18 protein-coding genes and 1 pseudogene are annotated in these 19,150 nt (G+C 66.4%); 7 read left to right on the top strand and 12 right to left on the bottom strand.

Annotated elements, in window-relative coordinates:
- Positions 1 to 11: 11 nt before the first annotated feature.
- The 9 genes from PJW05_RS20105 to PJW05_RS20145 form a co-directional block, all read right to left on the bottom strand.
- Positions 12 to 512: a flavin reductase gene (locus tag PJW05_RS20105; RefSeq protein WP_271408726.1), complete on the bottom strand. Its 501-nt coding sequence runs from the start codon at positions 510 to 512 to the stop codon at positions 12 to 14.
- A gap of 19 nt (positions 513 to 531) precedes the next feature.
- Positions 532 to 1,491, bottom strand: a complete 960-nt coding sequence (locus tag PJW05_RS20110) for a PDR/VanB family oxidoreductase (RefSeq protein WP_271408727.1) — start codon at positions 1,489 to 1,491, stop codon at positions 532 to 534.
- A gap of 111 nt (positions 1,492 to 1,602) precedes the next feature.
- Positions 1,603 to 2,343, bottom strand: coding sequence for an SDR family NAD(P)-dependent oxidoreductase (locus tag PJW05_RS20115; RefSeq protein ID WP_271408728.1), 741 nt, complete (start codon positions 2,341 to 2,343; stop codon positions 1,603 to 1,605).
- Between the two features lie 10 nt (positions 2,344 to 2,353).
- Positions 2,354 to 2,830 carry an aromatic-ring-hydroxylating dioxygenase subunit beta gene (locus PJW05_RS20120; RefSeq protein WP_271408729.1) on the bottom strand — a complete coding sequence of 159 codons (477 nt, stop codon included), beginning with the start codon at positions 2,828 to 2,830 and terminating at the stop codon, positions 2,354 to 2,356.
- A 13-nt stretch (positions 2,831 to 2,843) separates the two neighbouring features.
- Positions 2,844 to 4,118: an aromatic ring-hydroxylating oxygenase subunit alpha gene (locus PJW05_RS20125; protein ID WP_271408730.1), complete on the bottom strand. Its 1,275-nt coding sequence runs from the start codon at positions 4,116 to 4,118 to the stop codon at positions 2,844 to 2,846.
- Positions 4,119 to 4,161: 43 nt separating this feature from the next.
- Positions 4,162 to 4,680: a nuclear transport factor 2 family protein gene (locus PJW05_RS20130; RefSeq protein ID WP_271408731.1), complete on the bottom strand. Its 519-nt coding sequence runs from the start codon at positions 4,678 to 4,680 to the stop codon at positions 4,162 to 4,164.
- 5 nt (positions 4,681 to 4,685) lie between these two features.
- Positions 4,686 to 5,048 carry an IacB protein gene (locus PJW05_RS20135; RefSeq protein ID WP_271408732.1) on the bottom strand — a complete coding sequence of 121 codons (363 nt, stop codon included), beginning with the start codon at positions 5,046 to 5,048 and terminating at the stop codon, positions 4,686 to 4,688.
- Positions 5,049 to 5,075: 27 nt separating this feature from the next.
- Positions 5,076 to 6,248, bottom strand: a complete 1,173-nt coding sequence (locus PJW05_RS20140) for an acyl-CoA dehydrogenase family protein (RefSeq protein ID WP_271408733.1) — start codon at positions 6,246 to 6,248, stop codon at positions 5,076 to 5,078.
- A gap of 25 nt (positions 6,249 to 6,273) precedes the next feature.
- Entirely contained in the window at positions 6,274 to 7,386 is a 1,113-nt protein-coding gene (locus tag PJW05_RS20145) for an amidase (RefSeq protein ID WP_271412271.1), read from the bottom strand.
- Positions 7,387 to 8,127: 741 nt separating this feature from the next.
- Here PJW05_RS20145 and PJW05_RS20150 point away from each other — a divergent pair.
- From PJW05_RS20150 to PJW05_RS20175, 7 genes and pseudogenes are all read left to right on the top strand, one after another.
- Complete coding sequence (locus tag PJW05_RS20150; RefSeq protein WP_271408734.1) at positions 8,128 to 9,279, top strand: ABC transporter substrate-binding protein; 1,152 nt, start codon at positions 8,128 to 8,130, stop codon at positions 9,277 to 9,279.
- Positions 9,280 to 9,459: 180 nt separating this feature from the next.
- Positions 9,460 to 10,497 (top strand): branched-chain amino acid ABC transporter permease, encoded by a 1,038-nt coding sequence (locus PJW05_RS20155; protein ID WP_271408735.1) that lies wholly within the window; start codon positions 9,460 to 9,462, stop codon positions 10,495 to 10,497.
- On the top strand, positions 10,494 to 12,293 hold the full coding sequence (locus PJW05_RS20160; protein ID WP_271408736.1) for a branched-chain amino acid ABC transporter ATP-binding protein/permease: 1,800 nt from the start codon (positions 10,494 to 10,496) through the stop codon (positions 12,291 to 12,293). The genes PJW05_RS20155 and PJW05_RS20160 overlap by 4 nt, the downstream gene beginning before the upstream one ends.
- Positions 12,293 to 13,084, top strand: coding sequence for an ABC transporter ATP-binding protein (locus PJW05_RS20165; RefSeq protein WP_271408737.1), 792 nt, complete (start codon positions 12,293 to 12,295; stop codon positions 13,082 to 13,084). Before PJW05_RS20160 ends, PJW05_RS20165 begins: the two co-directional genes overlap by 1 nt.
- Positions 13,085 to 13,375: 291 nt before the next feature.
- A pseudogene (locus PJW05_RS26885) lies at positions 13,376 to 13,543 on the top strand (PAS domain-containing protein); the annotation flags it as partial.
- A gap of 66 nt (positions 13,544 to 13,609) precedes the next feature.
- Positions 13,610 to 14,830, top strand: coding sequence for a methyl-accepting chemotaxis protein (locus tag PJW05_RS20170; protein ID WP_442969263.1), 1,221 nt, complete (start codon positions 13,610 to 13,612; stop codon positions 14,828 to 14,830).
- A 131-nt stretch (positions 14,831 to 14,961) separates the two neighbouring features.
- Positions 14,962 to 15,438 (top strand): MarR family winged helix-turn-helix transcriptional regulator, encoded by a 477-nt coding sequence (locus PJW05_RS20175; RefSeq protein ID WP_271408739.1) that lies wholly within the window; start codon positions 14,962 to 14,964, stop codon positions 15,436 to 15,438.
- A gap of 137 nt (positions 15,439 to 15,575) precedes the next feature.
- Here the strand turns inward: PJW05_RS20175 and PJW05_RS20180 are convergent, their stop codons facing one another.
- From PJW05_RS20180 to PJW05_RS20190, 3 genes are all read right to left on the bottom strand, one after another.
- A complete protein-coding gene (locus tag PJW05_RS20180) occupies positions 15,576 to 16,394 on the bottom strand; it encodes a shikimate 5-dehydrogenase (RefSeq protein ID WP_271408740.1) in 819 nt (272 codons plus the stop codon).
- Positions 16,395 to 16,553: 159 nt separating this feature from the next.
- On the bottom strand, positions 16,554 to 18,179 hold the full coding sequence (locus tag PJW05_RS20185; RefSeq protein WP_271408741.1) for an NADP-dependent glyceraldehyde-3-phosphate dehydrogenase: 1,626 nt from the start codon (positions 18,177 to 18,179) through the stop codon (positions 16,554 to 16,556).
- A gap of 268 nt (positions 18,180 to 18,447) precedes the next feature.
- A complete protein-coding gene (locus PJW05_RS20190) occupies positions 18,448 to 19,137 on the bottom strand; it encodes a bifunctional 4-hydroxy-2-oxoglutarate aldolase/2-dehydro-3-deoxy-phosphogluconate aldolase (RefSeq protein ID WP_271408742.1) in 690 nt (229 codons plus the stop codon).
- Between the last annotated feature and the right edge of the window lie 13 nt (positions 19,138 to 19,150).

Below are 19,150 nucleotides of genomic sequence, written 5' to 3' on the forward strand. Positions count from 1 at the left end.
GCAACAACGGTTCAACAGGCCGAACGCGACGCGTCCCCCAGGCGGTGGTAGGCGCGGTTGAAATACACCAGGCCTTCCTGGCTCTTGCCGTGGCGAATGCCCAGCACCTCGCAATAGAAGATGGTGTGGGAGCCCACTTCATGGGCCTGGGCGATACGGCAATCGAAGCTCACCAGGGCGTCGTCCAGCAGCGGCGCGCCGCTTTCCAGGGTGCTCCAACTGGCGCGGGCGAAGCGCTGGTCGGAGTCCAGCTCGCGATTGGCGAACACGGCGGAGATGTCCTTCAGCTCGGCAGTCAGCACGTTCACGCTGAGCACGCCGTTCTGCTTGAAATGGCCGTTGGCGAAGGACGAGCGGTTCATGCACACCAGCAGCGTCGGCGGCTGATCGGTGACGCTGCACACCGCCGAGGCGGTGAAGCCGAAGCGCCCGGCGGCGCCATCGGTGGTGATGACCGAAACGGCGCCACCCAGCAGCGCCATGGCATTGCGGAATCCAGTTGTGTCGACCATGGTCTTTGCCCCTTTGCGGTCAGATGTCCAGCACCAGTTTTTGCGACTTGGCCCGCGAGCAGCAGACCAGGATCTGGTCGTTGGCGGCCTTCTCGTCATCGGTCAGATAGACGTCGCGGTGGTCCGGTTCGCCTTCCAGCACGTCGCACAGGCAGGTGCCGCAGACGCCCTGTTCGCAGGAAATCTCGATCTTGATGCCGACGCCGGCCAGCGCGTCGACGATGCTCTGCCCCTCGGCCACCTGCACGGTCTTGCCGCTGCGCTGGGCGACGACTTCGAAGCTGCCGCCGCTGGGGTCCACGTCCACCTGGAAGTACTCGCGGTGGATGTGGTCGTCGGCGTAGCCGGCCTTGCGCGCCTCACTGATCACCCAATCCATGAAGCCGGCCGGACCGCAGACGTAGACGTGCACGCCGTCCGCCGGCTGGCCGAGCACGGTAGGCAGGTCGAGCTTCTGCGCGGCGTCTTCGTCATCGAAGTGGGTGTGCACGCAGGCGGCAAAGCTGGCGCTGGCCAGTTCGTCGAGGAACGCGGTGCGGCTGCGGGAACGGCCGCAATAGTGCAGCTCGAAGGCGCTGTCGCACGCCGTCAACTGGTGGGCCATGGCGATCATCGGGGTGATGCCGATGCCGCCGCCGATCAGGATCGAACGGCTGGCGTCGGCGGCCAGCGGGAAGAGGTTGCGCGGTGCGCCGATGGCCACCTCGCTGCCTTCCCGCAGCAGTTCGTGGACCGCTACCGAACCGCCACGGGAGGCCGGATCGAGCAGCACGCCCAGGCGGTAGACGGCGGGGTTGGCCGGGTCCCCGCAGAGCGAGTACTGACGCACCAGCCCGGGTTTCAGGTGGATGTCCACATGGGCACCAGCCTCGAACGCCGGCAGGGATTGGCCCGAAGGGTCGGCGAGGTCGAGGATCACCACGCCCTCGCCCTGCTCCTGCCGCTTGCGTACCACCAGGTTCAACACTTGCTCACTCATACCGGCCTTCCCGCACCTTCGAGGTGCTGCTTGTTCTCGTTCGTTACAGTCCGCACGCGCGGCATTCTTTCAAGTGCCCCCGGCAGCCGATGAGCCGCCGCGGGCGGGTGTTCAGCGCATGAAGAGTCCGCCGTTCACATCCCAGGTCGCCCCGGTGGTGAAGTAGGCTTCCGGGCGCGCCAGTTGCACGATCAGGTCGCCGAGGAAATCGGCATCGCCCAGGCGCTTGACCGGGATATTCGCCAGCAAGCCTTCCATGCGTTCCGCCGGCACCGCCGCGCGCACCGCCGGGGACTCGATGGGCCCCGGGGCGATGGCGTTGACGGTGACACCGCCTGCCGCCAGTTCCTTGGCGAAGACCTTGGTCAGGGTGACGATGGCGCCCTTGGACGCGGCGTAGTGCGCGCCCGTGGCGGTGCCGCCGTTCTGCCCGGCGAGGGAGGCCATGTTGACGATCCGCCCGTAGCCGGCCGCCGCCATGTGCGCGCCGAACACCTGGCAGCCAACGAACACGCTGCGGGTGTTGAGGCTGAGGACGCGGTCGAACTCCTCGGGGCTGATCTGCATCACCGGCGTGGTCAGGGTCATGGCGGCGTTGTTGACCGCCACGTGCAGGGCGCCGAAGCGCGCCATCACTGCGGCCAGCGCCGCCTCGAAATCGGCTTTGCTGCTTACATCAAGCTTCAGCGCCAGGCTGCGCTGGCCACTCGGGTCGAGCCGGTCGGCGGCGGCCTGGGCGCGTTCCAGGGACAGGTCGGTGATCACCACCGCGTAGCCGGCGGCGAACAGCCGGCTGGCGATGGCCAGGCCCAGCCCCTGGGCGGCGCCGGTAACCAGTGCTACCTGGGTCATGGCGCGCTCCTTAGAGGATGTAACCGATACCCGCCAGGGTGTCGGTCGAGTTGATCAACTGGATCAGCTTGCGCTGGATCTTGAAGCCCTCGCCTTCGCGCTTGAGCTGGAAGGTGATGTCGGCGGTGTAGTGCTTGAGCACGTCCTTGCGGAACTCCCGCAGGTTCTGTGCGCAACGCACGGTGACCACGCCGTCGTCCTCGCCCAGCACGCGGAAGCGCGACAGTGCGCGCACGGTACGGGCGCGTGGGCTGGTGGAGATGGACTCGCCGCCGATCAGGCGCTGCACGCGGAGCTGGCGCATGTGGTGGTCGTCGTAGGCGTAGTTGAGGGTGTTCTCGAAGTCAGTTTCGTTGGGGTCGATGGGGATGATGTAGGTCCCCTTGTCGGCCCACAGGGCCAGCCAGGCATCGAACTCGCCGTGGTCGAGCATGTCCGCTTCCTGCCAGATGAAGGCGCTGACGTGGTTGAGCAATTCAAGGTTCATGGTCGTTTTCTCCTCACACCGACATCATCTTTTTCCACTGCTGGTAGGCCGCGCGCATGCCGGTCTCGGCGCTCACGTCGCTGACCAGGCCGTCCTCGCTCGGCTTCTCGCCGGGCAGGCCGCGGTTGAGCATGATCCACAGGTCGGTGCCCGCCTGGGCGCCCTTCTGCACGCGCTCCCAGGCCTCGGAATCGTCCGGGGTGCCGAAGCCCATGGGGCCCTGGAAGTGTTCGTGCAGGCGCAGGCGGTAGCGGTTGGCCACGGCCGGGCCGCCGTCCATGGTGATCACCGCGTGGTGGATTTCGGTTTCGTTCACCGAGATCGGTTGCAGCACGCGGAAGAACGCCATGGAGCAGGCCACGTTGGGAAACAGGTTGAGGTTGAAGCCCGAGCCGCCCACGGCGCGGACGATGCGGCGCACCTGCTGCTCCTCGATGCCTTCGCCGCGCAGCTCTTCAGCCAGGGCCTCGAAGCGTTCGGGGATCGGCTTGTCCAGGTCGGCTTCCAGGTCCACCAGCTCGGGGATCATCACCATCACGCTGTGGCCGTTGCCGAGGTCTTCGACGTAGCCCGGGCCCTTCACGAAGTCGAAGAGTTCCAGGGTCTGCTCGTCCACCGAGGACAGGAAGGACTTGTGCACCAGCGGGAAGTGGTAGGCGTCGGTGGTGTTTTCCAGCTGGATCTTCCAGTTGCCGGGGAAGCGGAAACGGTGCTCGCCGGACACCTTCACGCCGTAGCCGGCACCCTGCTTCATGAACAGATCGATCCACTTCTTCGCCGGGCCGAGGAAGTCCACCAGCGGCTCGATGTCGTCCTTGAAGGTGGCGAAGAGCATGCCGTTGTATTCCTCGACGCGCAGGCTCACCAGCGGCAGCTCGCCCTTGTCCAGGCAGTCGGCGTAGCTCTCCGGGTGCGGCACGCCGCGCAGGCTGCCGTCGAGGGCGTAGCTCCAGCCGTGGTAAGGGCAGACGAAGCTGTTGGTCTTGCCCTTCTTGTGCTCGCAGACGGTGGCGCCACGGTGGCGGCAACGGTTGAGCAGCACGTGCACGTCCTTCTTGCGGTCACGCACGACGATCACCGGCTGCTTGCCGATGTAGGTGCTCTTGTAGCTGCCGGCCTCGGGGATTTCGCTGGCGTGGGCGACCCAGATCCAGGTGCTGTAGAAGACCTTTTCCAGCTCTTCGTCGAACAGCCGGGGGTCGGTGTAGAGGGAGGTGTGCACGCGGTCGTGCAGCACCAGGTCGGCCGGCGAGCTGGCCAGGTTCACGGTTTCGATCAGGTTGGTCACGGTCACTCCTCGTCGGCGCAACGCGCCGACTCACAGAAAAAGGTCATTCGCCGTTCTTGTCCGGCACCGGCAGGTGTGCGTCGCTGTTCCACGCCTCCACTGGCCGGCTGAACAGGTTTTCGGTCTGGAAATGCGCCATGCGCCAGGCGCCCTCCTCCTCGCGGAATTTCACCGTCAGGCGCGCCGCATTGAGGTGCGAGGCACCGCTGGCAAAGGTCGAGGTCTGCAACATCACCCAACTGCCGGTGGCTTCGCCGCCCTGGACGCGGATCAGCTCGGAGCAGAGGAAGTGCACGTTCAGGGCAAAGTGCGCCGGCTCGACCCTGTAGGTGTCGAACATGGCGGCAATGGCGTCGCGGCCCTGGTAGCCGCCGAAGCTCCTGGCGTACCGGGCGCCCTTGCCTTCCCAGATGGCGTCGGCAGTGAACAGGCCAGCCAGCTCATCCAGGGGCGTGCGCGCATCCAGGGCGTCGCAGAGCTCCATGTAGCGGTTCATGCAGGCACGCACCGCGTGTTCGCTTTCCAGTTGGCGCAGGCGCGCTTCGAGGGCTTCGGTCGACATGGCGGTCACGCGCGCTGGATGATCAGTTCGCGGCCGGTACGGGCCTCGACCTTGCAGTAGCGCCACAGCTTGTAGGGGGTGTCGCCCACTACGGTGGTGCGGAACAGGTTGCAGGCGGCGTGCACGGTTTCGATGTCCGGCACGTCGGCCAGCAGGTAGGTGGTCCAGGGGTAGCCCGTGCTGGGTCCGACCATGCTCTGGTCGTCGTCCATGTTGCCGAACACCTTCACGCCGGGCAGGTCGTGGATGCCGTTCCACATTTCGCTGAAGGCGGCCCAGACCTGCAGTTGCTCTTCGCGCGGGGCGTCGAAGAAGTTCTGGTTGATCCCCATGCAGAAGAGGACGCGCAGGGCTTTTTTCTCGCTCATCACAATCACCGATCAGTCAGTTGGAATTCACAGGTAGCCGGGCAGCGGCTTGTTGCCGAAGAAGATCGCCCCGGCGTTCTGGTAGGTCATGTCGCCCATGAAGGCGTGCTGGGTGATCACCAGGGTGTCGTTGACGAAGCGCGACAGCGGGTTGTCGCGGTAGACGCCGGTCATGCCGGACAGCATCTGCGCGCTGCGCGCCACTTCGGCGGACACACGGGTGGCATGGGTGGAGGACAGGCGCAGCAGGTTGGTCTGTTCCACGCTCACCGGGTCGCCGGCCAACACGCTGGCCCAGGCGTTTTCCATGGCTTCGTAGAACCAGGCGCGGGCGGCACGCAGCTCGGCTTCGGCCTTGGCCATCTGCATCTGCGCCAGGGGACGATCGGCCAGGGCCGGAGCGCCGGTGACCGAGAAGCGGCCGCTGGCCATGCCGCTGAGGTAATCCAGCGCGGCGCGGGCCACGCCCAGGCCGACCACCGAAAGCACCTGGGTGGCGAAGGACAGCGAGGGGTAGCGGAACATCGGCTCGTCGAGGTTGGACGGACCGCCACGGACGAAGGTCCAGTCCTCGGGCACCACCACGCCTTCGATCACCACGTCATGGCTGCCGGTGCCGATCAGGCCGACCACATCCCAGGTTTCCTCGATCTTCACCTTCTCGCGGGGCATCACCGCCAGGCGCGGCAGGCCGACGGTGTCGCCGTTCTTCGGGCTGATGCCGACGCCGATCAGGCTGGCGCCCATGCAGCCGCTGGAGAACTTCCAGCGGCCGTTGACTTCCAGGCCGCCATCGACAAAGGCCGCCGGTTGCGGCGGGAAGATGCCGCCGGCGAAGACCACGTCCGGGCCGTTGGCGTAGACCTTCTCCAGGGTCGCCAAGGGCAGCGCGGCCAGGTACACCGGGTTCATGCCGAAGCTGGCCACCCAGCCGGCGGAGCCGTCGGCGGCCGAGATGTCTTCCACCATCTGGCAGAAGTCCATGGGCGAACGCTGGTCGCCGCCGAAGCGGGTGGGCACCAGGGCGCGGTAGACGCCGAGCGCCTTGAAACGCTCGATCACGTCCTGGGAAATGAACTTCTGCCGGTCGAATTCCTCGTGCCGGGCACGCTCGCGGATGTCGGCGAGCAGCGTCTGGAATCCTTCACTCGCGGTGATCGGGGCGGGGCGCTGGTAATCCAGCTCGCTTAGCGAAGACATGGGGCTCTCCAGGTGGGCTTCTTGGTTATTGTCCGAGGCGCCGCAGCAGCTCGCGGGCGACTGCCAGGAGCAGTTCGTCCGCGCCCTTGGCGGCAATCAGTTGCAGGCCCACCGGCAGCTTCGCGGCGCCCTCGAAGGGGATGCTCAGCGCCGGGTGACCGGTGAGGTTGAAGGGCCGCACGAAGGCGGTCATGCCGATGGCCGCGCGGGTATCGGCGGCGTCCACCACCCGCGCCGGGTAGTCGGGCAGGGTCGGCAGGGCGAGGATCGGGCAGCGCGCCAGGGCGGCATCCACTTCGGCGGTAAAGGCGGCGCGGACGGTTTCCGCGTTGGCCACGGCGGCATCGGTGGTGCTGCTGGCAGCCAGCAGGCGCGAGGCGACATCGGCACCGACCAGCCCGGTTTCCACCAGGTGCCCGCAGGCGTTCCAGGTTTCCCGGTTGATGATGGCCAGGCCCGCGTCATAGGCCGCCTGCATACCGGGCAGCGGCTGGCTTTGGAGGGCGAAGCCGGAGGCTTCCAGTACTGCATCGATGACCGCCTGTACGTCCGGATTGGCCTCGACGGGGACAACGCCGATGTTGAGGTCGCCTACCGGCGGCAGCGCCTTGAAGGAGGGGTCGATGGACGCCATGGCGTCGATCAGCGCCTGGATGCTGGCCGCGAAGGGACCGACGCAGTCCAGGGAGGATTCGGCGGGCATCACGCCAGCGCGGCTGATGCGGCCGAAGCTGGGTTTGAAGCCGAACACGCCGCAGCAGGCGGCGGGCACGCGCACCGAGCCGCCGGTATCGGTGCCCAGGGAGAAATCGCAGAGGCCGGCGGCGACGGCGGCGGCCGAGCCGCTGGAGGAGCCGCCGGGAATGCGGCCGGGGTAGCGGGGGTTTGCCGCGGTGCCGGTCCAGGCATTCAGGCCGGTGGTGCCGAAGGCCAGCTCATGCAGACTGGTCTTGCCGGTGATGCGGCAGCCGGCGTCCAGCAGGGCCTGGATCACATCGGCGTGACGCTCGGCGTCCGGCACCTCTTCCAGCGCGCGACTGGAGGCGCGGGTGGGATGGCCGGCGATGTCGATGGTGTCCTTCACCATCACGGTCAGGCCCGCGCCCCCCAACTCCAGCTTCTCCACCACTATCGTCATCTGCATCACCCATTGGCGTTCTTGTTCGGTGCTGACTCGGCCACCCGAGGGGTTGCCGATCGCGTAAATCTAAAATCGGAAGAATTACGTGAATTGTCAATTGAATTATCACTGGAAAAAGAGTGTGTAGATTCGGTGCATTTTCACGTAATCGAGCACCAGTTCCGTGCAGATTGGTAACAGTGCAAAAAGTCTCTTTTGCGCAGCGAAAGATAAATAAAGTCTTATTTTTCAGTTACTTAAAACGCCGAATAGAATCCATTTCATTTTATCGAGCGGAAACACCGCCGATTTCAGTCGCCTTCGTCCGTTCGTTTATCGAACAGAAAAGTTGCCTTTCATCGAATTTTTTTCGCCGCTAAATAAGCAGTTTTTAACCATTAAAAATCATGCTTTTTTGCGAATAAATCCTCCCTGATCACCCCCTCGGAAAGGCCGATTGCCACTGGCATGGAGGGAATTTTCGGAAGGCGCCGACAGGGGGTTCGGATTAATCCGATTCGAGTCGCAAAGGCACGGGATGACCGGGGTCGGCCCACCCCTGCACCGGCATGGCGCGGGTTCTTCTGGCACGGGAGCTGCACTCCGCACTCCAGCCGAACGGGATACCCGCCGGCAGCGCCACGCGGCGCCAGAACAACAAGAAGGCGGCAAGCCCTCCGCGCGCCAGTGCCCCCAGCGGCCTGGAGCGCCCTGCGGATCATTGCCTCTTGAATAGCCTTGCAACCCTCGGAGAACGTCATGCTCTTCAAACAAGCCGTGTCCACCCTGCTCCTCAGCGCCGCCTGCATCGCCATTGCCCAGGCGGACGTGAAGGTCGGCGTCATCACCTCCTCCAGCGGCCCCCTGGCCCTGGTCGGGATTCCGCAAAAGAACTCGACCCCGCTGCTGCCTACCCAGGCCGGCGACCAGAAGGTGACCTACATCCCCCTGGATGACGGCAGCGACCCCACCGCCACCGTCAAGGCGCTGAAGAAGCTGATCAGCGAAGAGAACGTCGATGCCATCATCGGCCCGAGCGGTTCGCCCAACGCCATGGGCGTGATCCAGTTCGTCGCCGAGGCTGGCGTGCCACTGCTGGCACCGGTGGGCACCGCCGCCGTGGTGCTGCCGATGAACGAGCAGAAGAAGTGGGTGTTCAAGACCACCCAGAACGATGACCTGATCGCCAAGGCCCTGGTGGACGACATGGCCACGCGCGGCGTGAAGACCCTGGGCTTCATCGGCACCGCCGACCCCTACGGCGAGAACTGGTCCAAGGTCATGGGCGCCCTGGCCGCCGAACACGGCATCAAGCTGGTGGCCAACGAACGCTTCCAGCGCCAGGACACCTCGGTCACCGGGCAGAGCCTGAAGGTGCTTGCTTCCCGTCCGGACGCCGTGCTGGTGGCCGCGCCCGGCAGCGCGGCGGTGCTGCCGCAGACCACCCTGTTCGACCAGGGCTATCGCGGCCAGATGTACCAGACCCACGGCGCCGCCCTGCCCGATTTCCTCAAGCTCGGCGGCAAGAAGGTGGAAGGCACCATCCTCGCCGCCAGCCTGATGCTGGTGCTCGACCAGATCCCCGACGGCCACCCCTCCAAGCAGGTCGCCAGTGAGTACGTGACCGCCTACGAGAAGCTCAACGGCAGCAAGCCGGCGACGTTCGGCGCCAACACCTTCGACGCCGGGCTGCTGCTGCAGAAGGCCATCCCCGAAGCGGCCGCCAAGGCCGCACCGGGCACGCCGGAGTTCCGCGCGGCCCTGCGCGACGCACTGGAAGCCAGCCACGAAGTGCCGGCCACCCAGGGCGTCTACAACATGACCCCGGACGACCACAGCGGCTTCGACGAGCGCGGCCGCGAGCTGATCCAGGTGAAGAACGGCAACTGGACCCTGCTCGGCCGCAACTGATCCGGGTCGAGCGCCGACGGTGGATGAAAAAAGCATCATCCACCCTACGCCAGGCACTGACCTTCCCGCTCCGTAGGGTGGACATCGTTCTTCATGTCCACCTTTCGGGGCCCGGATGGAGCACCGATGGCGGATGAAGCCCCCTCTTCCGCCCTACGTATCGCAACAAGAGTTCCCACCATGAATTTCCAGATAGCCCTGCTGCTCGGCCAGGACGGCATCACCAACGGCGCGATCTATGCGCTGCTGGCCTTGTCGATCCTGCTGGTCTTCACCGTCACCCGCATCCTGCTGATTCCCCAGGGCGAGTTCGTCACCTATGGCGCGCTGACCATGGCCGCCCTGCAGGCGGGCCAGCCCACCGCGCTGGTCTGGCTGCTGCTCGTCCTGACCCTGGCCGACTGCGCCATGGACCTGTTCGATGCCACCCGCAACGGACGCGGCTTCCGCTTCCCGAAATGGATAGCCGCCAAGCTCGCCTACGCCCTGGTCCTGGTCGGGCTGGTGCGCAGCCTGCCGCTGGCCGAGCTGCCGATGGCGGTGCAGGCCCTGCTCACCCTGGCCCTGGTGGTGCCGCTGGGGCCGCAGCTCTACCGCCTGGTGTTCCAGCCGCTGGCCTCCGCCAGCGCCCTGGTGCTGCTGATCGTCTCCATCGCCGTGCACGTGGCCATGGTGGGCATCGGCCTGCTCATGTTCGGCCCGGAAGGCGCACGTACCGCGCCCTTCTCCGAAGCCGGCCTGACCCTCGGCCCGGTGACCTTCAACAGCCAGACGCTGTGGGTGATCGCGGTGTCCCTGGCGCTGATCATCGGCCTGTTCCTGTTCTTCGAGCGCAGCCTCTATGGCAAGGCCCTGCGCGCCACCGCGGTGAACCGCCTGGGTGCGCGGCTGATGGGCATCTCGCCGACCCTGGCGGGCAAGGCCACCTTCGCCCTGGCCACCTTCATCGGTGCGCTGTCGGGCATCCTCATCGCCCCCATCACCACGCTGTACTTCGACTCCGGCTTCGTCATCAGCCTCAAGGGCTTCGTCGGCGCCATCATCGGCGGCCTGGTGAGCTACCCGGTGGCGGCCCTCGGCGCCCTGGGCGTCGGCCTGATCGAGGCGTTCTCGATGTTCTGGGCCAGCACCTACAAGGAGATCATCGTCTTCACCCTGATCATCCCCTTCCTGCTCTGGCGCTCCCTCACCCGCCGTCACGTGGAGGACGATGAATGAAACCGCGCTACCTGATCCTCGCCCTGGTGGCCGTGCTCGGCGCCGCACCGCTGGTGCTGCCGCCCTTCTATGTCACCCTGCTCAACTACATCGGCCTCTACACCCTGGTGGTGCTCGGCCTGGTCCTGCTCACCGGTGTCGGCGGCATGACCAGCTTCGGCCAGGCCGCCTTCGTTGGCCTCGGCGCCTACACCAGCGCCTACCTCACCACGGCGCAGGACCTGCCGGGCTGGCTGGCCTGGGCCAGCGCCTCGCCCTGGCTGACCCTGCTGGCGGGGCTGGTGCTCACCGGCGTGGTGGCGCTGATTCTCGGCGCCCTGACCCTGAAACTCTCCGGACACTACCTGCCACTGGGCACCATCGCCTGGGGGCTGTCGCTGTACTACCTGTTCGGCACCCTGGAATCCCTCGGCGGCCACACCGGCGTCGGCGGCCTGCCGTCGATCTCCCTGTTCGGCTGGGAGCTGAACAAGGGCGAGGAGATCTACTACCTGATCTGGGCCGTGCTGCTGGGTGCCATGCTGATCACCCAGAACCTTCTGGATTCCCGCGAAGGCCGCGCCATTCGCGCTCTGAAAGGCGGCCAACTGATGGCCGAATCCATGGGCGTGAACACCTTCCGCTCGAAGCTGGTGATCTTCCTCATCTCCGCCCTGTTCGCCGCCCTCTCCGGCTGGCTCTACGCCCACACCCAGCGTTTCGTGAACCCCACCCCGTTCGGCCTGCACATGGGTATCGACTACCTGTTCATGGCGCTGATCGGCGGTGTGGCCAGCGTCTGGGGCGCACTGCTGGGCGCCGGCGTGCTGACCCTGCTCAAGCAGTGGCTGCAGGACCTGCTGCCCCATCTGTTCGGCAGTACCGGCAATTACGAAGTGATCGTCTTCGGCCTGCTCATCATCCTGCTCATGCAACGCGCCCCCGGCGGCCTCTGGCCCATGCTGCTGCGCCTGGTGCCGGACAGCTGGAAGCCACGCAAATCCGTCAAGGCGGTGGACAACGCCGCCGAACTGCCGCGTCGTGAAGCCCCCACGGCCGGCGAAGTGCTGCTGGAAGCGCGCAGCGTGACCCGTCGCTTCGGTGGCCTGGTGGCCAACAACGACATGAACCTGGAGGTCCGCGCCGGGGAAATCCTCGCCCTGATCGGCCCCAACGGCGCCGGCAAGAGCACCCTGTTCAACCAGCTCTCGGGCGTCGACACGCCCACCTCGGGCGAGGTGCTGTTCCGTGGCCGACGCATCAACGGCACCCCGTCCCGCGATATCGCCCGCATGGGCATGAGCCGCACCTTCCAGCACGTGAAACTGCTGGCGGAAATGAGCGTGCTGGAGAACGTCGCCATCGGCGCCCACCTGCGCGGTAACAAGGGTGTGCTGGCCGCCGCCCTGCGCCTGGACCGCGCCGAGGAAGCCGAACTGCTCAATGAGGCCCGCCGCCAACTGGAGCGCGTTGGCCTGGGCGATTACCTCCATGCCGAGGCCGGCAGCCTGGCCCTGGGCCAGCAGCGCATCCTCGAGATCGCCCGCGCGCTGTGCGCCAACCCCTGCCTGCTGCTGCTCGACGAGCCCGCCGCAGGCCTGCGCCACAAGGAAAAAGAAGCCCTCGGCATGCTGCTCAGCCGCCTGCGCAGCGAAGGCATGGCGATCCTCCTGGTGGAGCACGACATGGACTTCGTCATGGGCCTGGTGGACCGCGTGGTGGTGATGGAATTCGGCCAGCGCATCGCCCACGGCCTGCCCGCCGAGGTGCAGAAGGACCCGGCGGTGCTGGAAGCCTATCTCGGAGGAGTTGAGTGATGAACATGCCGATGCAAGACCTCAAGCAGCCGGAAAACCGGGTGTCCAACCCGGTGCTGGACGTCAGCGGCCTCAGCGTCGCCTACGGCAAGGTGGAGGCGCTGTCCAACGCCAGCCTCACCGTCGGCCAGGGGCAGATCGTCACCGTGATCGGCCCCAACGGCGCCGGCAAGACCACCCTGCTCTCCGCCATCATGGGCGTGCTCGGCTCCCGTGGCCGGGTCGCCTTCGACGGCAGCCTGGAAGCGGTGCCGGAAGTGGAAGTGATGGTCGCTCGCGGGCTCGGCCTGGTGCCGGAAAAGCGCGAGCTGTTCGGCAGCATGACGGTGGCCGACAACCTGCTGCTGGGCGCCTTCCAGCGCCACCGCAACGGCAAGCGCGACCACGGCGAAACCCTCAAGGAGGTCTACGACCTCTTCCCGCGCCTGTGGGAGCGCCGCGACCAGCTGGCCGCCACCCTCTCGGGCGGCGAACGGCAGATGCTCGCCGTGGGCCGTGCGCTGATGGCCAAGCCCAAGTTGCTGATGCTCGACGAACCCAGCCTGGGCCTGGCGCCGCTGATCACCCGCGAGATCTTCCGCATCATCAGCACCCTGCGCCAGCAGGGGGTGTCCATCCTGCTGGTGGAGCAGAACGCCCGCGCCGCCCTGCGCGTGGCCGACTACGCCTACGTGCTGGAGACCGGACAGATCGCCATGCAGGGCCCCGCGGCCCAGTTGGCCGACGACCCGCGCGTGATCGAGGCCTACCTCGGCCTGGCCAGCAAGCATCAGGAGATGCTCGCCAACTAGGCCTTGTACGAAGAGTCGTCGAGCGAAGGTCAGGCAAGGCGAAATCGGCCGAAGAAGCGCAGTTTACAGTTTGTAAATGAGCATTCTGAGGCCGATTTCAACACAGCATCACCGAGCGCAGACACGCTTCGTGCAAGGCCTCCGGCCCGGCTGCAAGGCCGGGCATTGTCCACGGAGGACCGCATGAAACCATCCCCCACTGCGCAGGCCGCCCCGGCCTTCGCGGAGCCCCCGATTTCCCGCCTCGACCCGGAAGGCCGGGTCCTGGCCTGCAACGATGCCTACCTGGCGATGTGCGGCTACCGTCGTGAGGCGCTGCTGAACCAGCCGTTCGACCGCATCAACCACCCCGGCATGCCGCCGCAGGTGATTGCGCGCATGTGGCAGACCCTGCGCGCCGGCGTGCCCTGGAACGGCCCGCTGATGGGCCGCCACCAGGAAGGCGGCGTGTTCTGGAGCGACCTCTACGTGGTGCCGCTGTTCGACAACGGCCAACTGGTGGCCCTGGGCACCGTCTACCACCCCATGGATCGCGCCGCCTGCCTGCGCGCCGACGCCCTCTACACGCGACTGCGCCACGGCCGGCGCGCCGAGCCGCTGGCCTCACGCGCGCTGCGGTTGCTGGGCGAACACAGCCTCGCCGCCCTCGCCGCCCTGGCGCTGGCCGTCGCCACCCTGGGCGGACAGTTGCCCTGGGGACTCGGTCTGGCATTGCTGGGCGGCCTGGGCGCCGTCAGCCTGCAGGCCAGCGACGCCCGCCGACGCGGTGTCACGGCCGGACTGGCGCGTTATCCACAGGTCTACAGCGACCCCATGCTGGCCCCGGCCTACAGCACGCGCGGCGGTGCCGACGCCCTGCTGGACATGGCCATGGGCAACCTGCAACTGCGCCTGCGCACGGTGATGGCGCGCATCCATATCAATGGCGACATCCTGCGCAACCGCGCTGGCGAGTCCTCGGACCTGGTGGCGAGCGGAGCCGGCCAACTGGAACGTCAACTGGAGGAAACCGAGCAGTCGGCGGCGGCCATCCAGCAGATGAGCAGCACCATCCACGAGCTGTCGCGCAACCTCCAGCACAGCGCCCAGGCCACCCAGGCGGTGGACGAGCTGGCGCGGGACGGCGACCGCCTGGCCGGGCAGAGCCAGGGGTCCATGCAGACGCTGCGCGCCTCGGTGGAAGACATCGGCGCAGCCGTCGGCCAGCTCGCCGAGTCCATCGAGTCCATCAGCGGCATTGCCGAGGTGATCCAGAGCATCGCCGAGCAGACCAACCTGCTGGCACTGAACGCCGCCATCGAGGCCGCCCGCGCCGGCGAATCCGGCCGGGGCTTCGCCGTGGTCGCCGACGAGGTGCGCACCCTGGCCTCGCGCACCCGCGACTCCACCGGGCAGATCCAGCAGTCCATCGAACGCCTGCGCAGCGGCAGCACCCAGGCCCTGGCGACTGCCCGGCGCGGCGAACAGGCGGCCCGGCAATCCAGCACGGATGTGCAAGAAGTGCGCGAAGCGTTGCGGCGCATCAGCGGCGAGGTGGGTCAGATCAGCGGCATGAGCCTGCAGATGGCCACGGCCATCGAAGAACAGGGTCAGGTGGCCGAGGCGGTCAGCCGACAGATCGCGCGGATCACCGGCCTTGCCGAACAGAGCGCCGGCCAGGCCCAGCGCAGCACCCAGATCGGCCAGGAACTGCACCAGTTGGCGCACTCCCAGCTCGATCTGGCCCAGCGTTTCCTCCAGGGTTGAGCCCCACCGGTTGCCGGCGCGGCAACCGGCGAACGCTGACCGGGGTCAAAGCGACGTCACGCGGCGGTCGACAGCCCCCGCGCAACCCCCTATAACTCTCCCCCTGTCAGCAGGAACCTTGCCCCACTCGCATGAGCACCCCGAAGAAGCGCCTCAACCGTTACAACCCCGCCAGCGACGACTTCAAGAAGGAGGAATTCCCCTTCTACTGGATCGCCCGCGTCTACGGCCGCTACAACATGGCCATGGAAAAGACCCTGAAGAAGATCGACCTGGACATCCCCCGCTGGCGCATCCTCTTCATCCTCAAGGAGAACGGCCAGTCGAGCATTTCGGAAATCTCCGAGCACGCCATCGCCAAGCTCTCCACGGTCACCAAGATCGTCTACCGCATGAAGGAGGACGGCCTGGTGGACACCGCGCCCTGCAGCAACGACGGCCGCGTCACCCAGGTGACCATCACCGAGAAAGGCCGGCACATGGTGGAAGAAATCCAGGTCAACACCGCGCACATCTTCACCAACAGCTTCAAGGACCTCAGCGAGGCCCAGATCGCCAAGCTCAACGGCACCCTGGAGAAGATCTACGCGAACCTGCCGCACGATTGAGCCGGCACGAACCCGCCCTGCTCTCCTTTGTGGGGGCGAATTCATTCGCCATGCAGACCGCAGGTCTGCCCTTCGTACCTGACTTGGGGGCACTGCGTGACCCTTAGCGATTGAAATCGCCCCCACAGGTTTCCGCCCTAGCCCCGCGCGAACGCCGCCGCCCTTTCGATCAATTCCGCCTCCGGCCGCACGCCGGTGTAGAGCGCGAACTGCTCCACCGCCTGCAACACCATGACCTCCGCCCCGGTGATCACCGGCTTGCCCAATTCGCGGGCGAGGCGGATCAGCGGGGTTTCCACCGGCAGGGCCACCACATCGAAGACCCAATCCGCCGCTGCAACCTGCGCGCGGCTGAAGGCCAGGGTGCTCGCTTGCGGACCCCCTTCCATGCCCAGCGGCGTCACGTTGACCAGCATTTGCGGCTGCTCATCGCCCAGCTCCGCCAGCCAGGCATATCCGCAGCCCTGCGCCAACGCCAGGCCGGTTTCCGGGTTGCGCGCGACTATCGCGCCATGGCGGTAGCCCCTGTCGCGAAACGCGCTGGCGACCGCCTTGGCCATGCCACCGCTGCCCCGTACGACGAAGCGGATGTCCCTGGGCACCTGATGGCTTTCGAGGAGGCTGACGACAGCGCCGTAGTCGGTGTTGTACCCCTTCAGCCAGCCCTGGTCGGCGACTATGGTGTTCACCGAATCGATGGCCGCCGCGGAGGCGTCCAGTTCGTCCAGCAGTGGGATGCACGCCTCCTTGAACGGCATGGACACCGCAGAGCCGCGAATGCCCAGGGCGCGGATGCCGCCGATGGCGGCCGGCAGGTCGGAGGTGGTGAAGGCCTTGTAGATGAAGTCCAGCTCCAGGGCTTCATACAGGTAATTGTGAAAGCGCGTGCCGAAGTTGCCGGGACGGCCCGACAGCGACATGCACAGCCGGGTATCCCGGCTGATGGGGCGAGGCATGGGAGTCTCCGTGGTTGAAGGGCCCCTGCTTTTCTGTGGGGGCGAATTCATTCGCTATGCAGGACACAGTCCTGCCCTTGGGAATCCCATTGGGGGCACTTCGTGCCCCTCTGCGAATGAATTCGCCCCCACAAGGAAAGGGAAAGCCTGTGCAGGTCATCAGAAAATGTAATCCGTGGTCAGGAAATTCGACTCACGGTTGCGGATGATCTCGCTGACCAGCGCCTTGTTGTCCTCCTGGAACTTGGTCGCCACCAGGGTGCGGATGGAGAACACGCGCAGGGCGTCATGTACCGACAGCGTGCCCTCGGCCGAGTTCTTGCGGCCGTTGAAGGGGAAGGTGTCCGGGCCGCGCTGGCACTGGGCGTTGATGTTGATGCGGCCCACCTGGTTGGCGAAGGCGTCCACCAGCCGGCCGACCTCGGCCGGGTCGTTGCCGAACAGGCTGAGTTGCTGGCCGTAGTCGGAGTGCAGGACGTAGTCGACCACCTCTTGCACGTCGCGGTACGGCACCACCGGTATCAGCGGGCCGAACTGTTCCTCGTGGTACAGGCGCATGTCCGGGCTCACCGGGCTCAGCACGGCGGGGTAGAAAAAGCTCTGCCGGTGACTGCCACCGCCCGGGTTGACCACCTTGGCGCCCTTGGCCACGGCGTCCGCCAACAGCCCATTGAGGTATTCGACCTTGCCCGGTTCGGGCAGCGGGGTCAGGGCCACGCCCTCGTCCCAGGGCATCCCCGGTTTGAGCGCGGCGAGCTTGGCGCTGAACTTGTCGAGGAAGGGCTGCAGCACAGCCTCGTGAACGAAAAGGATCTTCAGCGCGGTGCAACGCTGGCCGTTGAAGGAGAGCGCGCCGGTGATGGCTTCACTCACGGCGTTGTCCAGGTCCACCTGCGGCAAGACGATGCCCGGGTTCTTCGCATCCAGGCCGAGGGCGGCGCGCAGGCGGTGGGGGCGCGGGTGCAGTTTCTTCAGGTCGCTGGCGCCCGAGTGGGTTCCAATGAAGGCGAACACGTCCACCTTGCCGCTGGCCATGATGGCGCTGACGGTCTCGCGGCCACGGCCGTAGATGATGTTGATCACGCCCGGCGGGAAGCTGTCGCGGAAGGCCTCCAGCAGCGGACGGATCAGCAGCACGCCGAACTTGGCCGGCTTGAACACCACGGTGTTGCCCATGATCAGCGCCGGGATCAGGGTGGTGAAGGTTTCGTTCAGCGGGTAGTTATAGGGCCCCATGCACAGCGCCACGCCAAGGGGCACGCGGCGGATCTGGCCAAGGGTGCCCTGCTCCAGCTCGAAGCGGCTGGAGCGGCGGTCCAGCGCCTTGAGCGCCTCGATGGTGTCCACCATGTAGTCACAGGTGCGGTCGAACTCCTTCTCGGAATCCTTGAGGTTCTTGCCGATCTCCCACATCAGCAGCCTGACCACCGCCTCGCGCTGCTCGCGCATGCGCGCGAGGAATTTCTCCACGTGCTGGATGCGCTCGGCCACGCGCAGGGTCGGCCACAGGCCCTGGCCGTGGTCATAGGCCTGCACGGCTGCCTCCAGCGCGGCGAGGGCGGCGTCGGCATCCAGCAGCGGTGTACTGCCCAGCACCACCTGCTCGTCGCCCTTGTCGCTGGCCAGGAAAATCGGGCTACGTACCGCGGCCAGAGGGCCGTCCCAACGCAGCAGCTCGCCGTTCACCAGGTATTCGCGCTGCTCGATGGGCGCGCCTGGGCGGTAACGCTCGGGAATCTGCTCGGCAGTAGGGAACAGGGCATCGAGGTTGTGGTTCTGGGTCATTGCACTTTCCTCTGGGTCGGGGCCACTGGAAATGGGTTTTAACGCGATTTTTCCACCTGGTAAATCGTTTCAGCAAACCGTTTGGCGGAAGCCATTCCCGCGCTGGAGATCGGTATAGGTCAAAGGTGGTTAGAAACCTGTAGGGGCGAATTCATTCGCCATGGGGCACGCAGTGCCCCTGCAAACCTTGCAGGGCAGACCTTCGGCCTGCTTGGCGAATGAATTCGCCCCCACAAGGAAAGTTCGCCCACGGACGAAGCATCTGGCCTCAGGCCAACAACGCCAGGGCCCTGGCGGTGGCCTCCTGGATGCGCTGCCAGTCACCGTTGCGGACCCAGTCCTTGTCCATCATCCAGGTGCCCCCCACGCACATCACATTGGGCAGGCCCATGTAGTCGCGCAGGTTGTCGGGGTTGACCCCGCCGGTGGGGCAGAAGCGGATGCCCGGGAAAGGCCCGCCGAAGGCCTTGAGGGCCTTCACGCCGCCGCAGATTTCCGCCGGGAACAGCTTGAAGCGGCGGTAGCCCAGGGCGTAGCCGAGCATGATCTCGGAGGCGCTGGCGATGCCGGGCAGCAGGGGCAGCGGGCTGTAGACGCCGGCACGCAGCAGTTCGGCGGTGCAGCCGGGGGTGACAATGAACTGCGAGCCGGCGGCCTCGGCCTCGGCCAGCATCCACTCGTCCAGCACGGTGCCGGCGCCCACGCAGAGTTCCGGGCGTTGCTCGCGCAGGGTGCGGATGGCCGACAGGCCGTGCTCCGAGCGCAGGGTGATTTCGAGGGTGTGCAGACCGCCGGCGGCCAGGGCATCGGCCAGGGGCAGGACGTCCTGCTCGCGCTCGATGGTAATCACCGGGAGGATGCGCGCGGCGCCGCAGAGGATATCGATCAGGGCGGCCTTGTCGGCCATGCTCGGCACGGCGTCGCGGTTGCTGGCCCGATTGCTGGGGAGACTGGTCATGGGCGTTCCTTCG

The sequence above is a fragment of the Pseudomonas sp. Q1-7 genome (genome assembly GCF_028010285.1).
In the GTDB taxonomy this organism is placed as follows: Bacteria; Pseudomonadota; Gammaproteobacteria; order Pseudomonadales; family Pseudomonadaceae; genus Metapseudomonas.

Bases quoted from the DNA above. Each gene is read 5' to 3' on its own strand.
- PJW05_RS20105 (WP_271408726.1), bottom strand. From the start codon at position 512: ATGGTCGACACAACTGGATTCCGCAATGCCATGGCGCTGCTGGGTGGC.
- PJW05_RS20110 (WP_271408727.1), bottom strand. From the start codon at position 1,491: ATGAGTGAGCAAGTGTTGAACCTGGTGGTACGCAAGCGGCAGGAGCAG.
- PJW05_RS20115 (WP_271408728.1), bottom strand. From the start codon at position 2,343: ATGACCCAGGTAGCACTGGTTACCGGCGCCGCCCAGGGGCTGGGCCTG.
- PJW05_RS20120 (WP_271408729.1), bottom strand. From the start codon at position 2,830: ATGAACCTTGAATTGCTCAACCACGTCAGCGCCTTCATCTGGCAGGAA.
- PJW05_RS20130 (WP_271408731.1), bottom strand. From the start codon at position 4,680: ATGTCGACCGAAGCCCTCGAAGCGCGCCTGCGCCAACTGGAAAGCGAA.
- PJW05_RS20135 (WP_271408732.1), bottom strand. From the start codon at position 5,048: ATGAGCGAGAAAAAAGCCCTGCGCGTCCTCTTCTGCATGGGGATCAAC.
- PJW05_RS20140 (WP_271408733.1), bottom strand. From the start codon at position 6,248: ATGTCTTCGCTAAGCGAGCTGGATTACCAGCGCCCCGCCCCGATCACC.
- PJW05_RS20145 (WP_271412271.1), bottom strand. From the start codon at position 7,386: ATGACGATAGTGGTGGAGAAGCTGGAGTTGGGGGGCGCGGGCCTGACC.
- PJW05_RS20150 (WP_271408734.1), top strand. From the start codon at position 8,128: ATGCTCTTCAAACAAGCCGTGTCCACCCTGCTCCTCAGCGCCGCCTGC.
- PJW05_RS20155 (WP_271408735.1), top strand. From the start codon at position 9,460: ATGAATTTCCAGATAGCCCTGCTGCTCGGCCAGGACGGCATCACCAAC.
- PJW05_RS20160 (WP_271408736.1), top strand. From the start codon at position 10,494: ATGAAACCGCGCTACCTGATCCTCGCCCTGGTGGCCGTGCTCGGCGCC.
- PJW05_RS20165 (WP_271408737.1), top strand. From the start codon at position 12,293: ATGAACATGCCGATGCAAGACCTCAAGCAGCCGGAAAACCGGGTGTCC.
- PJW05_RS20170 (WP_442969263.1), top strand. From the start codon at position 13,610: ATGGATCGCGCCGCCTGCCTGCGCGCCGACGCCCTCTACACGCGACTG.
- PJW05_RS20175 (WP_271408739.1), top strand. From the start codon at position 14,962: ATGAGCACCCCGAAGAAGCGCCTCAACCGTTACAACCCCGCCAGCGAC.
- PJW05_RS20180 (WP_271408740.1), bottom strand. From the start codon at position 16,394: ATGCCTCGCCCCATCAGCCGGGATACCCGGCTGTGCATGTCGCTGTCG.
- PJW05_RS20185 (WP_271408741.1), bottom strand. From the start codon at position 18,179: ATGACCCAGAACCACAACCTCGATGCCCTGTTCCCTACTGCCGAGCAG.
- PJW05_RS20190 (WP_271408742.1), bottom strand. From the start codon at position 19,137: ATGACCAGTCTCCCCAGCAATCGGGCCAGCAACCGCGACGCCGTGCCG.